This is a genomic window from Kothea flammea, assembly GCF_052161645.1.
Classification (GTDB): Bacteria; Planctomycetota; Planctomycetia; order Pirellulales; family Pirellulaceae; genus Laterigemmans.
In genome coordinates this window covers 133,296-147,811 of record NZ_CP197414.1, presented here as the reverse complement: position 1 = coordinate 147,811, position 14,516 = coordinate 133,296, and the positions used below count along the sequence as shown (strand labels likewise).

Sequence of the window (14,516 nt, the reverse complement as noted above, 5' to 3'; positions counted from 1 at the left end):
GGCAACTGGGCGACCGCGGCTGGGTGTCGTGTTGAATTGCAAACACAAAGCATGGCGAGCTAGCAGCGGGAGGAACTGAAGGGACGAATTCTTAGTGACGCTAGCACTATATTGTACACGTAAACAAACCGGCCAAAACCTAAATTGGCGACCGGTGGCAAAAAAGCGACAACGATGACGGCAGATAGCTCCGCAGCGGAAAAACCTCAAACTAGCGATCAAAGCTGGCGAGCAAATGTAGTCAGTTTGGTCATGTATATCTTGCTGGCAATTGTCAGCACTTGGCCGCTCGCCAGCCAGCTCGGCTCGCGACTGGTCGTGGGGACTGAAATAGCACGGACTGTGCCGCTGTTTAACGCTTGGACCCTGTGGTGGAACGTCGACCGCTTGAACCGTGGACTAGAGAATTACTGGGACGCGCCGATTTTCTTTCCAGCGACCAATACGTTGGCACTCTCAGAACCCCAGCCATTACTGATACTGATGGCTCCGGTGATGTGGTTTGGCGGTTCGGTGTTTCTGGCGGCGAACCTGTATTTGCTCATCTCCCTGCTTCTCAACGGCATGCTGGGGCGTTGGATGCTACTGGTCGCCGGCATGCGACCAGCCGTGGCGACGGGGGGCGGCGCGGCGATGTTGCTACTACCGATCGCGCATTGGCAGATTGGTGTCCAGCAATTGGTACCGATCTGGGGCCTGCTGTGGACTTGGACCGCGTTATATCAAGTCACGTTAACCATCGACAGCAAACAAAAAGTGAGTTGGAAGTTGCTAGTTGGTCGCGGCGTGTCGCTGGGGCTGGCGTTTTCAATCTCGATGATGCTGTGCGCACATCATGGATTGTTTCTGGCACTGTTGCTAGTAATTGCGATTCCCCTGTTGGCCGCCGCCATGCTGAGTGCTCCTCGATTGTTTGCTGAGGAGTCAGCGGAGCGAAAGGCGACGCTGCAAATCTATCGCGGCGGATCGATGTTAGGTGTCTCGGCAGTGGTCGTGGGCCTGCTGTGCGGTTCGCTGGTTTATCACTTGCGAGCGATGCCCGCCGATAACGTCTCACGACCTGAATCCACCATCCGCCAACTTTCATTGCCGCTGGGCGATTATTTGGCGGTCTACGGACGTTCCTATGCAAAATGGGGCAGCGACTGGGCGCGCGACGGTTGGTATCTTTCGCCTGGTTGGGCAAAGCTGGGGTTAGCCGCAATCGGGCTGGTCGGCGGTTTGTGGATCGCACCGCGGCGACGATGGACGATGGTGATCGGCAGCGTGGGCACAACCGCTTTAGTGCTATCGCTGGGGGCACGATTAAACATTTTCGGTTGGGAGCCTTGGTGGTTAATCGCCGAGTATGTGCCGGGGTTCGCACAAGTTCGCAACGTCTTTCGCTTTGCCTACTTTGTGCAAATCGGCAGCGTGCTGTTGGCCGCCCAAGCGATCGATTTGGGGCTCGATCGACTGACCGCCAACCGCCATGCATTCCCACGATTAAGATACCGTGGCCTGGGGACTGTTGGGCTGGCTGTTTGTGGGCTGTGGGCGACACTGGACCCTTGGCCACCCCGCATCGGCTTGGGAGTGGTGACGCAGGCCACGGCCCAATTCGCTGATCAACACTCGTGGATTGACCAGCTTGCCGAAGAACACAAAATCTACCGGCAACAGCATCCTGCCCAGCGCGTGGGAGCACTCTGCTTGCCGATGGCCGCCGGCGACCACGTGGGAGAATTCGAGATCACCACCGATTGGATGCTGCTCTCCAGCGAGCATGGCGTCCCGCTAGTCAATGGCTACTCGGGTTTCTTTCCTGAGGTCTATTTCCAGCTCCGCGACACGGTTTGGAAAACTGGCGTTACCGCCGGGGTTGCCAATCGCTTGTGGCACGAGGGAGCAAGATGGATCGTGGTGGATTTGAGACGATTCCCCGTGGATTGGGGCGAGTCACGACAGATTGGCCACGTTGTTTTTACGCGAGTGCAGGGAACCAACGAGGAGCCAGCGCCAGATGAGCCCGCAGGAGACGATGCAGCGATCGTGGTTTATCGGATGACCAACCCGACGGCAACTTCCAGCTCAGCAGCAGGTGGGAGTGCCGAATGAGGCGAGCAAGCCAGTGTTCGCTCGTGGGGCCAGTCCACTCCTTTGCGAGTACGAGCACGGTTGTTTACTTGGAGACAGAGTAGCTGCTTTATTTACAGGTTAAGTACTTTCTTTACAGGCAAGGATGCCTATTCCACCGTGCGCGGCCGCTTTGCACTCGCACTCGTTTTTTTGCTCTCGGAGATTTCTTGCTCCCGAAGATGCAGGAGGGTCGCAGGCATACTTGCGGATGCGGCAGGTCTCGGGCGACAATCGGCAGATCCGCTGAGAGCCGCAGTCCCCTCCCCCACAGCTGTTCCCCACCGATGACACGCATTGAACGATTAACGGTCCGCGACATTCGCTTTCCCACTTCCGACAAACTGCATGGCTCCGATGCCATTCACAAGGATCCCGACTACTCGTGCGCTTATGTCGCACTGGAGACGGACGTGGCCGGGCTGGAGGGGCACGGGATCACTTTTACGCTGGGACGCGGCACCGAATTGTGCGTGGCGGTGATCGAGACGTTGAAAAAATTCGTCGAAGGTCGCGACTTGGAAGAGATCACCGACAATTTTGGCACCTACTGGCGAGAGATCTGCAACGATTCACAGCTCCGCTGGTTGGGCCCCGAGCGGGGGCTGATTCACATGTCGGTGGCGGCGATCATCAACGCCATTTGGGATCTCTACGCCAAACAACAGGGAAAGCCGGTTTGGAAGTTACTGGCCGACATGTCCCCCGAGCAAATCGTTCGCTCGATTGATTTTCATCACATCACCGACGCCTTGCGACCCGAGGAAGCGCTGGAGATCTTGCGCGACAACGAAGCGACCAAAAGCCAGCGCGAGGCGGAGCTGCTGGAAATCGGTTTGCCCAGTTACACATCGAGCGCGGGCTGGATGGGCTATCCCGACGACTATCGGCGGGAACTCTGCCAAAAGTATCTCCGCGAGGGCTTTCAGTGGTTCAAAATGAAAGTTGGCGCGGACCTGCAGGACGATCTGCATCGGGCCCGAATCATTCGCGAAGAGATCGGCGATGACTGCCATTTAATGATGGATGCCAACCAAGTTTGGGACGTCGACGAGGCGATTCGCCAGATGGATGTGCTCAAGCAATTCAATCCCGTCTGGATTGAAGAACCGACTTCGCCCGATGACGTGCTGGGACACGCGCGGATTGCCCAAGCGATTGCCCCCATCAAAGTGGCCACGGGTGAATGCATCGCCAATCGGATTTTGTTCAAGCAATTTATGCAAGCCGAAGCCATGCATTTTTGCCAAATCGACTCTTGCCGGGTGGGAGGTGTCAACGAGTTGCTGGCGATCATGTTACTGGCGGCAAAGTTTCAAGTGCCCGTCTGCCCGCACGCCGGAGGTGTCGGCCTCTGCAACTACGTGCAACACCTCTCGGCGTTCAACTACATCGCCATCTCTCCCTCGCTGGAAAATGTGGTAGTCGAATTCTCCGATCACTTGCATGAGCATTTTGTCGATCACTTGCGAGTCGAACAGGCCCGTTACCGCTTGCCCACGATGCCCGGCTACAGCATCACGATGACCGACCAGTCGCTGGTAGATTACGAATATCCCCAGGGAACCGTCTGGCGGGCCCGCAGTAAGTAAGGGCTCGCAACAATCAAGTTTGCCCGCAACAAGTGAGATCGGGGAAGCGAATCGTCGCAGCCGTTTGCCGGGCTGTTTGCTTTTTTCTGCGGTCGCGGCTGCTATGCTGGAAGGAAGTTCGGTGATGAGACAAGTTGATTTCACACCGACGACGTGGGCGGAAAATCAGTGAAGGCGAAATGCATGGCGGGTTGGAAAGTAATCGCAATTTTAGGCGTGCTGGTACTCGTGAGCGGTGGTGGTTGGCTAGCGCTGGCGGGTCCCGACATTCTGGACGGCGACTCCGGTGGCACCACCAACGACGACGCGAACGTGGCGTCCAGCCAGGAAAAGGCGGACGGCAAAGCGGCGGGAGCGGGGGCTGCTGACGGATTACCAGCTGGTGTTACGCAGGCCCAGTACGACCGCGCGGCGCGGATGTTCCGCAATTTCTATCCGGGACAGGAACCCAACCGCCTCGACACCTACTCGATGGCTGGTGAGCTGGCGGTCAACGAAGAACAATTGGAAGCGGCGGTCCGCTGGTTTGACGCGATCCCTACCAACCACCCCAAGTATGGCTTACCGGCTCGGCTGCAAGCTGGCGCGGCGCTGATTCAACTACATCGCTTGGAAGCGGCCGAACGCAATTTACGGGAGTACTGGCAAGTGATGAAGCAGGCCGAGACGGTCAATCTGCCGCATTTGCTGGATGCCTTCAAGCGGCTGGAATATCTCCTCTCGCTGGAGATTCGCTTGGAAGAGCGAGCCGATTTGCTGATTGAAGTTCATCGTGCCGGATTGGCTGACATTCGCGACAGCAAGCACCTTTTCTTTCCCAATTTGTTGATCCTCAACTCAACTGCGGGGCGGGAAACGATTCAAGCGGCGCTGCGGGAAGATCCCACCAGCGTCAAACTGCGGATCGCCCGGGCCCGCTATCTGACGCTGGAAGGTGCCTATGACGAGGCGATTGCCATGTGGCAGGCATTAAAAGGTGAGGAACCCGAAAATCGCGCGGTGCTGGCTGGCTTGCTGGAAGCCTACTGGGAAGCGAACGAAATTGAGCCCTTCGAGCAGCTCGCCGCAGAACTTCCCGGCTACCAAGATAGCGAACCGTGGTTGCTGACGCGGATGCGGGGCGAAGCGGCCGTGCTGGCCGACCGGCACCAGGATGCGATCAATCATTTTCAGAATCTGCTAGCTCGTGATCCCACAAATCCGCCCGCCCAAATGGCACTGGCGGCCGCTTGGGGACGTGTTGGAGACGAAGAGCGGCAACGCGCCGCTTTGGAACGCGCCGCCACGCTGGCCGAAATTCGCGTCAACCTCACCAACGTCCAGGGCGACGCGATTAAGGCACTCGATGAACTTGTTGAAAAATGCCAGCAAATTGAATTTGCCCCCGCTGCGGAAATGTTCGCCGTGCACGCGAAGGCTTTACGCGAACAACAAGCGGCTCTGCAGCAGTAACATGCAGTAGGCCGATAAGAAACGGCCACCGCGAAATCTTTGAATCTAGCGAGCGATTTACCCTGGGGAGCAGTGATGCGCAAAAGTCAGATCGTGAGCGATAGTTCACAACCGAGCCGCAATTATCGGGCGGCCGCTTTAGATCTCATCGCGTCCACCCTGATCGCGCTGAGTCTGCTGTCGCTGCAACTTGGTTGCCGACGCGATGCGAATCGGCCCGCGGAGCCGAACCCCGAACCGGCAGCGGCCGCGTCTGCACCACTTGAGCCCGAGCAAAAAACGCCACCATTGTCGCTGGGCCAAACAGCATCGGGCCAAACAGCATCGGGCGAAACCACATCGGGGCCAGCCAGCCAACCAGCGGCCCCTCCCAGCCCGATCTCGTTTGCAATCGTGGGCGCCGAGCGGGGGCTCGACTTTCGCCGCTACGAGGATATTCGCGGCCACTGCCGGATTTTTGAATCGACCGGTGGGGGCGTGGCCATGATCGATATCGACTCGGACGGCTTGCTCGATCTGATGTTCACCGATGGCTGCAGGCTCCCCGTACCGGCGGGCGCTGGCGAGGCCCCCCTAGCTGCCCCGGCAACACCTGCCAGCGACCGGCAAACTGGCGGCAAACTATTTCGCAACTTGGGAGCCATGCGTTTTGCCGAGATCACCTCGCAAAGTTGCATCCAGCAAACGGGGCTCGGCCAAGGCTGTGCGGTGGGAGACATTGATGGGGATGGATTCGATGACCTTTACATTACGAGCTTTGGTGACAATCAGCTGTGGCGCAACAATGGCGACGGCACCTTCAGCGACGTTACCGAGAGGGCGGGAGCGAACGTCAGCAGTTGGAGCACCAGTTGCGCGTTTGCCGACGTCAATCTCGATGGCCACCTCGACCTGTACGTAGCGAACTACCTTGTCGATTCGCTGGAGAATCCCCTGCTCTGTCCGGCGAGCGACTCGCCCAGTGGTTACACACAGTGCCCGCCATCGAAATATGCGGGAGTCGATGACGTGCTGTTGCTCAACGACGGTCAGGGAGGCTTTCTTGACCAGAGCGAAGCGGCCGGCTTGCGAGGCCAGGAAAACAAAGCCCTTGGCGTGGTGATCGCCAACTTTGACAACCACGGTTTGCCGGAAATTTTCGTCGCCAACGACGGCCAAGCCAATGGGTTGCTAGTTGCCACCGCGCAACCGAAGAACGCGACCACGGCGACCAATTTTACGCTCCGTTACGACGACCAGGGGCTGACCAGTGGCGTGGCGTTGAGCCGATCGGGCTACGCGCAAGCCAGCATGGGAGTCGCACATGGAGACATCGACGGAGATGGCTTCAGCGATCTCATCCTGACGCACTTTTACAGCGACTCCAACACGGTTTACCGCAACATGGGCGATCTGCGGTTTGACGATGTGACACGCCGCAGCGGATTGGCTGGTCCCAGTCGCCAAGTACTCGGCTGGGGGACCGTTTTGGAAGACTTCGACGGGGATGGCCAGCTAGATCTGTTCGTCAGCAACGGGCACGTGGAAGACCGGCATTGGCTGAAGCATCCCGAGCCCTTTGCGATGCCAGCGCAACTATTTATCAATAGGGGCAAAGGGCGCTTGCAAGATATTTCTCATGGGGCGGGAGAATTTTTTCAAAATTTTTGGAAGGGTAGAGGAGTTGCCGCTGGCGATTTGGACGGAGACGGGCGAATTGACTTGGCGATCTCTCATTTACTGGAACCGGCGGTGGTGCTGTGGAACCAAACAGAACTGGCCGCAGGGGTCGAGCGAGGCACGGTATGCCGCTTTGTGGGGCTAGATTCCAACCGCAGCGGCATCGGGGTCCGCGTAGAATTATTCGATAAAAACGGCATTTCCGTGAGTACGCGCGAAATTATCGGCGGTGGCAGCTTTCTCTCGGCCTCGGCCCAGCAATTAATCATCAGGCCCAGTACGGAAATTGCCAAACTTCGTATTCATTGGCCAGGAGGCGAGTCCGAAGAGCACCCGCTTCCCCGCGATGGAACGGCGCTCTTTCTGGAGCAGCGGGGGCATTTCGCCCTTTAGCCAACTACGAAGGCCCTCATAGCACCAAAAACTATTGACTTCCCACCTCCATCGGGCCTACATTGGGTGACGTAGGTGCATTGAACACCGCGGCAGCAAAATAGTTTCGCGACCTGCGAGACTCGTTGGCGGCTGCTTTCTTTGCATCAGGTGTGAGGGGATGCCACAACCCGGCAGCTATTTTGCTTGCGGGAGGTTTTTCGCCAGTGGTGCCCCGGCGAGGTCGAGCGCTTTTCATTCACCCAATATTTGGCGGTCGATTTCAACGGTCTTTTCCTTTTCGTTTTTACCTAGCTTATTTGTGGAGGTTTCCATGAGGCATCGTACTCTGGGCCAGCCTCGTGGTTTCACGCTCGTGGAACTGCTGGTGGTCATCGCAATCATCGGAATTTTGGTCGGTTTATTATTGCCGGCCGTACAAGCTGCTCGGGAAGCGGCTCGCCGCATGTCTTGCGGCAACAACATGAAGCAACTCGGTTTGGCGCTTCATAACTATCACGACACGTTCAGCAGACTGCCTGCTGGCTTGACAATCGAGCCGGGCGGGATTCTTGCTCCACGTCGCTACAGCGGCTTCGTTGGCATGTTGCCCTTCATTGAGCAAGGCAACGTCTACAATCAGATTTCCGCTGATGGCTTCACCGTCGTGCCTTGGAATGGTGGATACGTACCGTTCACCACGGAAATCCCGACCTTCAATTGTCCTTCCGATGTGTCTCGCACTGGGGGCATTGGCAAGTCGAACTACATGTTCTGCCGCGGTGACTCCTCTTGGGATCACAATCAGTGGGCCGGAAACGGCGGTCGTGGTTTGCGTGGTATGTTCACCGGCCAGTCGATCCACAAGGGATTTCGTGACGTTCAAGACGGCTTGAGCAACACGATCGCCATGTCAGAGCGCACCTTGGCCCAAAACGGCACATTGGTGCTTGATGGCGGCACGGTACGCAACATCGGCTCTGGCTTCCGCAACAACAACCCGCTGGAATGTTTCGCTCAAGTCGGTCCCGGCAAGCGTTACATCACCACGGACCTTGGCTTCTGGTCCGGCCTCCGCTGGCCAGACGGGGCGCCCGCCTTCACGGGCTGCACCACGGTGCTAGGCCCCAACACTGCCAGCTGCACGCAAGGTGGCTGGGATGGTGAGGATGGGATTTACGAGCCCACCAGTCGTCACCCAGGTGGCGTGCACTGTGCGTTGGGCGACGGTTCGGTCAAGTTCATTGCCGAAACGATCGACACCGGCAACCGCTCGTTGCCACCACCCGACGCGCCCGGCCAACCCAACGCTCAAAGTCCTTACGGGGTTTGGGGTGCACTGGGATCGGCTCGCGGTGGCGAAGTGTTGAACAATCCGTTCAACTAAAGGAAATCAGTTGATCGCCGTGTTGGCTTTCACTTAACCAGTTGAAACGAGCGGAGGCCGCGCCGATTCCGGCGTGGCCTCCGATTTTTTTCCGGCGTGCTTGAGGCGTCGGAGGCATTTGAAATCATCGATTTTCAGAGGCGTCCAAAATTTTTCCGATTTTCGGAAGGGCGGACGAGTCGCCACTGGCAACTCGACCGAATTGGTCGAGTCGATCCGTTAGGCCTATCATTTAAGCGGAGCATTTCACAGCGGACGCGAACCGAGCGTCGCCCCAAAGATTAGATGTCGACATCGAGAGCCCGCCTCTCCGTCAGCCTGAATTTCGACCGCAGAGGAAACGGTAAAGGCGCATAAACATTCGTTAAAAACGGCACTTATTTAAACACGAATAACATGATTTTCGGACGGCACCTCTAATTTGCCTCCGCCACGATAACTCGCCACCTCTTAATGCGCGAGCCTCCCAGCTGGTAGACAGCCCGGCCACTACGGGGGGGGTCGACAGCATTACCCCTTTGCCAGGGGCAGAGCTAACCATTTCTCCGGTCAATGGAGAAGTTTATCCCGTTAGCATCCATCGAAGGCTTGGATACGGCCGAAATGTGTTGACATCCGGCTTGCGTCGATATCTACTATAAACTTAGGTTTGCGAAGGGATCGCTGAGCCGCCTAAGCATTGGCACAGTTTTCGCTGGACGCTTTTCGCTGCTATATGAGTGGACAAAAATTCACTCGCTAAGCGACCACGTACCGCGCGGGTGTAGTCGCGGTTGATTGGGTATAGCAAGTGGTCCATGAGACGAAATCGGTTTGATTTTTCAATCAATTTCATAGCAACCGATTTCGAGGCTCTTTTACTTTTTTTGTTTTTCTGCACTACTTTTCACAGAGGTTTTCATGAGGCATCGTACTTTGGGCCAACCTCGCGGTTTCACGCTTGTGGAGCTGTTGGTGGTCATCGCAATCATCGGAATTTTGGTCGGGTTATTATTGCCGGCCGTGCAAGCTGCTCGGGAAGCGGCTCGCCGCATGTCATGCGGCAACAACATGAAGCAACTTGGTTTGGCGCTTCACAACTATCACGACACCTTTACAAGGTTGCCACCTGGTCAAACCATTGAGGCGGGCGGGATCCTTGCTCCTCGTCGCTATAGCGGTTTCGTCGGCATGCTGCCGTTTATCGAGCAGGGCAACGTCTACAACCAGATTTCTGCTGATGGCTTTAGGGCAGTTCCTTGGGATGGCGGGTACGTGCCTTTCATTACCGAGATTCCGACCTTCAACTGCCCCTCTGATGTTTCTCGGACTGGCGGCACCGGCAAGACAAATTACATGTTCAGCCGCGGCGATTCGTCATGGGATCACAACGAATGGGTCGGCAACGGCGGACGCGGCTTACGTGGCATGTTCACTGGCCAATCCATCTCCAAGGGATTTCGTGACGTCCAAGACGGTTTGAGCAACACGATTGCCATGTCGGAACGCACCTTGGCACAGAACAGCAGTTTGGTGCTTGATGGTGGTACCGTTCGCAACATCGGCTCTGGCTTCCGCAATAACAATCCGCTGGAATGCTTTGCTCAAGTTGGTCCCGGCAAGCGTTACATCACCACGGACCTGGGCTTTTGGTCGGGCCTTCGCTGGGCTGACGGAGCACCTGCTTTTACGGGCTGCACCACGGTCCTCGGCCCCAATACGGCCAGCTGCACGCAAGGCGGCTGGGACGGTGAAGATGGGATTTACGAGCCCACAAGCCGCCACCCAGGTGGTGTGCACTGTGCGTTGGGCGACGGTTCGGTCAAGTTCATTGCCGAGACGATCGACACCGGCAACCGTTCGTTGCCACCACCCGACGCACCCGGTCAACCCAATGCCCAAAGTCCTTACGGAGTCTGGGGCTCACTGGGATCAGCTCGTGGTGGCGAAGTATTGAACAATCCGTTCAACTAACTTTTACGAATAACCTTTACGAAAACGGTTAGCGAGCAGCAAATTTAGACGGAGACCGTATCGGTAACGATGCGGTCTCCGTTTTTTTATGGCTCGCGTGAACCGACGGCGTTCGCCACGCGTAATTGGGCTTTCAAGCCGATTCACCGCCAAGCTGAAAATAAGCTTTGAGCACAGCTCACAGAACCTTCTTTTTTGCTATGATAACTAGGACTCTGCGGCAGCCTTTTTTTGAGTTCGCTGAGCAGACGTGCCTATCCAAACTTTTCTTAAAATTCACACTCAACCCACAGAACTCGAGGAGCTTAGGATAACGATGACAAGAACCCTATGCGGTTTATCGTTTGCGTTAGTTGCCGTTGTGGTAATTGGCTGCGGACCGACCGGCGGAAAGCAAATGCGAACTTTTCCAGTCACCGGTAAAGTCACCATGGGCGGTGCTCCGGTACCGGGTGCCACGGTAACGTTTGCACCCGTAGTCGATGGCAATCCTTCGGCATTCGCTCGCACCGACACTCAGGGCGTATACACGCTGACGACTTATGACACAGGCGACGGCGCGGTCAAGGGAGAATATAAGGTGTTGGTCAGCAAGTCGGCCCCTGGCGGCGGTGGCCCTAGCGAACCAGCACACGATGCCACTGGACAAGGTGGTGGCCCATCTGCCCCATCTCACGCTGGCCCCCGTGGCGGTGCTGCAGGTGGAGACGGTTCATTGCTGCCTGAAAAATACGCCTCGGTCGCCTCGACGCCGTTGATCAAGACGGTCAATGAAGAAGACAACACGATTGACCTCGTGCTGGACTGAGATGACAAGCTGTCACGTGACAGCGCAATGCCAGCAACACGCTGGCGATCACTTGAATCGCTAAACTCGCCAGAGCGTGGAAACCACCATCTGGCGAGACGGCTTACGAAAGTTCTTCGGGATGAAACCCAAACCTCGTCCAAATCAAGAGCAAACAGTCGCCACAGGAAGTCGCTGGGGATTGCTGCTGATCCTGGCACTGGGCATTTCCGCAGTCACTCTATTGGCCGTCTTTTGGCTACCGACGACGCAGCCAGAAACTTCAACCGAAAACTCTGCGGCTCCGCTCGCCGCGGCCGACGCGGCTCGACTTGATCAGGCTATGGAAGCCATTCGCCAAGGCCAGTACGGCACCGCCGAAACCTTGGCCAAAGAAATCAGCACTGACAGCCCCTTGGCCGATCAAGCCAGCATGCTTGCCGGTGAAGCGGCCAGTCGCGATGGCCGGATCGACGACGCCGTCAACCACTATCGCTCAGTCGCTCGCAAAGAAACCAGCGAAGGGACGCGAGCCAGCTTCTATCTCGGAGAACTCTATCGCTCCGTCGGCAAGCTGGAAGAGGCGGCCCAGCAATACCTGAAAGTCGTCGAGCGAGAGCCGGCAGACGTCGAAGCCCACACTCGGTTGGCATTCCTGTTTTCCGTGACTGGCCAGCGTTGGGAAGCGATGCCGCACTACTTGGCTCTGATTCGTCATCAACAATGGTCGCTTGACTCGTTGGCATTGCTGGGCGATCTGGAGCGGCCGATTGAACAACCTGAATTCATCCAATTGGCCGTTTCACAAAATCCCGAGAGTGTCTGGGTGCAAATGGGACAAGCCCAAGTTGCTATCCAACAGGGCAACGAGCGGGACGCGGCGCGAATCCTCAGGAGCGTGCTGCAGCGGCAGCCAAATCAAATCCCCGCGCACGCCATGCTCGGCGAAGTCATTATCAGTGCCAGCGAAGAACAGATCGTTAACTGGCGTTCGCAATTGCCCCCGATGGCCGACTTGCACCCTGATGTGTGGTTTGCCCGCGGCTTGCTGGCGCGGGGGCAAAGCGACCTCACGCGGGCCGCTGGTTGCTTTGCCATGGCGTTGCGGATTCGCCCCGAACATCGGCGGGCCTGCTATCAATTAGGGCAAGTCCTCACCTTGCTCGCAGACCCTGCAGCGGAAAAATTTGTGCAGCGTGCTCAGTTGCTGCTAGAACTCACCCAGCAGCTTGATGAAACCCTCCGCTCACGTGGCCAGAGCGCGGCTGCAATGCGGCGAACGAGTGAAATTTGCGAAGCCAGCGGGCGGTGGCTGGAAGCCTGGGCCTGGGGCGTCACTGCCACCCGCCTGCATCCCGGCAATGATTGGTCCGCCCAACTGGCAGAACGACTACAGCCAAAACTAACCGCCACGATGCCGAGGACCGTGACCAGTTACGACTTGATCGCTAAGACTGACCTCAATAAATACTTGGAGCTGGCCAAGGCGGAAAGCGCTTCGAGGCCAACCGCACCCGACCCCTCTCCTGCGGCTCCCACCCACTCGCCGAGCCAACCAAACTTTGCCTTAGCACGCACTGCGGGAATTGATTTCGTCTATCAAAACGGCGGCGACCAGGCCACGCCCGGGTCGCGCATGTTTGAACAAACCGGCGGTGGCGTCGGCGTCATCGATTTTGACCTTGATGGCTGGCCCGATCTCTATTTCACCCAAGGCGGCAGCTGGCCAACCGGCCAAGCGAAACCGACCAGTGACCCCAATATCCACGATCATCTCTATCGCAATCTGGGTGGAGAGCAGTTTCGTCAAGTCGCCGCAGAAGCTGGCGCGTTGAATCTCGGCTTTGGTCAGGGGCTGGCGGTTGGCGACTTTGATAGTGACGGCTTTCCCGACTTGTACGTTGCCAACATCGGCACCAACCAACTGCTGCGCAACAACGGAGATGGCACGTTCAGCGACGCAACCCAACTGCTAGGGCCTTCGCCCGATCAATGGACGACCAGTTGCGTGATGGTGGACCTCAACGGCGATGGTTTGCTTGACATCTACGCAGTCAATTATCTCAGCGGTGATAATGTCTTTGAATTGATCTGTGGTGGTAAAGCTTGTTCGCCCAAAGTCTTCCCCGGCGCGGCGGACGAAGTTTATCTGAACCAAGGAGATGGCAGCTTTCGTCAACTGGAAAACGCCACACCTCAACAAGAAGCAAAAGGCTTGGGCGTGTTAGCAGCCCGTTTTGGTGACGATCCGCTGCCGGGGTTATTTATTGCCAACGACCAAGTCCCCAATTTTTTCCTGCAAGTCACCAAAGATCCCGCCGACCCATACGCCATTAGCTTGACTGACCGAGCTTTGCTCCGAGGGTTGGCTTATAATGTTGACGGACTGGCGATGGCCTGCATGGGAATCGCAGCCGACGATCTAACGGGAAATGGGTTATTAGATTTCTTAGTGACCAATTTCATGGACGAGCCCAATTCGTTGTACTTGCAAGACGCTCCCGGGTTATTCATCGACGCCACCCGCGCCGCTGGACTCCAGCAACCGAGCTTTCCCTACGTGGGTTGGGGCACTCAGTTTTTTGATGCCGACTTAGATGGTCAATCCGACCTAGTCGTGACCAACGGGCATGTTGACGACTATCGCAGCGAAGGCAAGTTGTATCAGATGCCACCGCAGTTTTTTATCAATCGGGGCCGCGCACGCTTTGAACAATTAACAGCCGAGACGCTGGGAGATTATTTTAGCGACAACTACCTCGGCCGCGGACTTGCCAAACTCGATTGGAATCGGGACGGACTGATCGATTTTGCCGTATCCAACATCAACCAACAAGCGACCCTGGTCAGCAATCAAACCACCGGTGTCGGTGGCTATCTCAACGTTGAACTCATCGGCACGATTTCAGCACGCGACTGTATCGGCGCTGGGGTGGAAGTCACCAGCGATAAGGGCAATTGGAAGCGTCAATTGGTTGCCGGCGATGGCTATCAAGCATCCAATCAACGTCTATTGCAATTTGGGTTGGGGGACGCGACTGAGGTGCAAAGCGTGGCCGTCGATTGGCCCAGCGGCAGCCGCACCATCATCGAAAACCTTCCCATTAACTCCGCGGTCAGTATTGTGGAGGGTGCCACGCGTGGCTTCACGCGTGACGGCCAACCTTGGACAGCCGTCGTCGCCAGTGGAAGCGATTAG

8 protein-coding genes are annotated in these 14,516 nt (G+C 56.9%); all 8 read left to right on the top strand.

What is annotated here, in order from left to right; all coding sequences use genetic code 11:
• Positions 1 to 174: 174 nt before the first annotated feature.
• The 8 genes from SH139x_RS00490 (at position 175) to SH139x_RS00455 (ending at position 14,516) form a co-directional block, all read left to right on the top strand.
• Positions 175 to 2,097, top strand: coding sequence for a hypothetical protein (locus SH139x_RS00490; RefSeq protein ID WP_488353335.1), 1,923 nt, complete (start codon positions 175 to 177; stop codon positions 2,095 to 2,097).
• Between the two features lie 305 nt (positions 2,098 to 2,402).
• On the top strand, positions 2,403 to 3,707 hold the full coding sequence (locus tag SH139x_RS00485) for an enolase C-terminal domain-like protein (protein ID WP_488353334.1): 1,305 nt from the start codon (positions 2,403 to 2,405) through the stop codon (positions 3,705 to 3,707).
• Positions 3,708 to 3,890: 183 nt separating this feature from the next.
• Positions 3,891 to 5,159, top strand: coding sequence for a tetratricopeptide repeat protein (locus SH139x_RS00480; protein WP_488353333.1), 1,269 nt, complete (start codon positions 3,891 to 3,893; stop codon positions 5,157 to 5,159).
• A 75-nt stretch (positions 5,160 to 5,234) separates the two neighbouring features.
• Positions 5,235 to 7,211: an FG-GAP repeat domain-containing protein gene (locus SH139x_RS00475; protein ID WP_488353332.1), complete on the top strand. Its 1,977-nt coding sequence runs from the start codon at positions 5,235 to 5,237 to the stop codon at positions 7,209 to 7,211.
• 313 nt (positions 7,212 to 7,524) lie between these two features.
• Positions 7,525 to 8,577 (top strand): DUF1559 family PulG-like putative transporter, encoded by a 1,053-nt coding sequence (locus SH139x_RS00470; RefSeq protein WP_488353331.1) that lies wholly within the window; start codon positions 7,525 to 7,527, stop codon positions 8,575 to 8,577.
• Positions 8,578 to 9,477: 900 nt separating this feature from the next.
• On the top strand, positions 9,478 to 10,530 hold the full coding sequence (locus SH139x_RS00465; protein ID WP_488353330.1) for a DUF1559 family PulG-like putative transporter: 1,053 nt from the start codon (positions 9,478 to 9,480) through the stop codon (positions 10,528 to 10,530).
• 316 nt (positions 10,531 to 10,846) lie between these two features.
• Positions 10,847 to 11,338 carry a carboxypeptidase-like regulatory domain-containing protein gene (locus tag SH139x_RS00460; protein ID WP_488353329.1) on the top strand — a complete coding sequence of 164 codons (492 nt, stop codon included), beginning with the start codon at positions 10,847 to 10,849 and terminating at the stop codon, positions 11,336 to 11,338.
• Positions 11,339 to 11,459: 121 nt separating this feature from the next.
• The gene (locus tag SH139x_RS00455) at positions 11,460 to 14,516 is read left to right on the top strand and encodes an FG-GAP-like repeat-containing protein (protein WP_488353328.1); all 3,057 of its coding nucleotides are present in this window, start codon (positions 11,460 to 11,462) and stop codon (positions 14,514 to 14,516) included.

Coding starts and splice junctions, on each gene's coding strand:
- SH139x_RS00490 (WP_488353335.1), top strand. CDS start 175: ATGACGGCAGATAGCTCCGCAGCGGAAAAACCTCAAACTAGCGATCAA.
- SH139x_RS00485 (WP_488353334.1), top strand. CDS start 2,403: ATGACACGCATTGAACGATTAACGGTCCGCGACATTCGCTTTCCCACT.
- SH139x_RS00480 (WP_488353333.1), top strand. CDS start 3,891: ATGGCGGGTTGGAAAGTAATCGCAATTTTAGGCGTGCTGGTACTCGTG.
- SH139x_RS00475 (WP_488353332.1), top strand. CDS start 5,235: ATGCGCAAAAGTCAGATCGTGAGCGATAGTTCACAACCGAGCCGCAAT.
- SH139x_RS00470 (WP_488353331.1), top strand. CDS start 7,525: ATGAGGCATCGTACTCTGGGCCAGCCTCGTGGTTTCACGCTCGTGGAA.
- SH139x_RS00465 (WP_488353330.1), top strand. CDS start 9,478: ATGAGGCATCGTACTTTGGGCCAACCTCGCGGTTTCACGCTTGTGGAG.
- SH139x_RS00460 (WP_488353329.1), top strand. CDS start 10,847: ATGACAAGAACCCTATGCGGTTTATCGTTTGCGTTAGTTGCCGTTGTG.
- SH139x_RS00455 (WP_488353328.1), top strand. CDS start 11,460: ATGAAACCCAAACCTCGTCCAAATCAAGAGCAAACAGTCGCCACAGGA.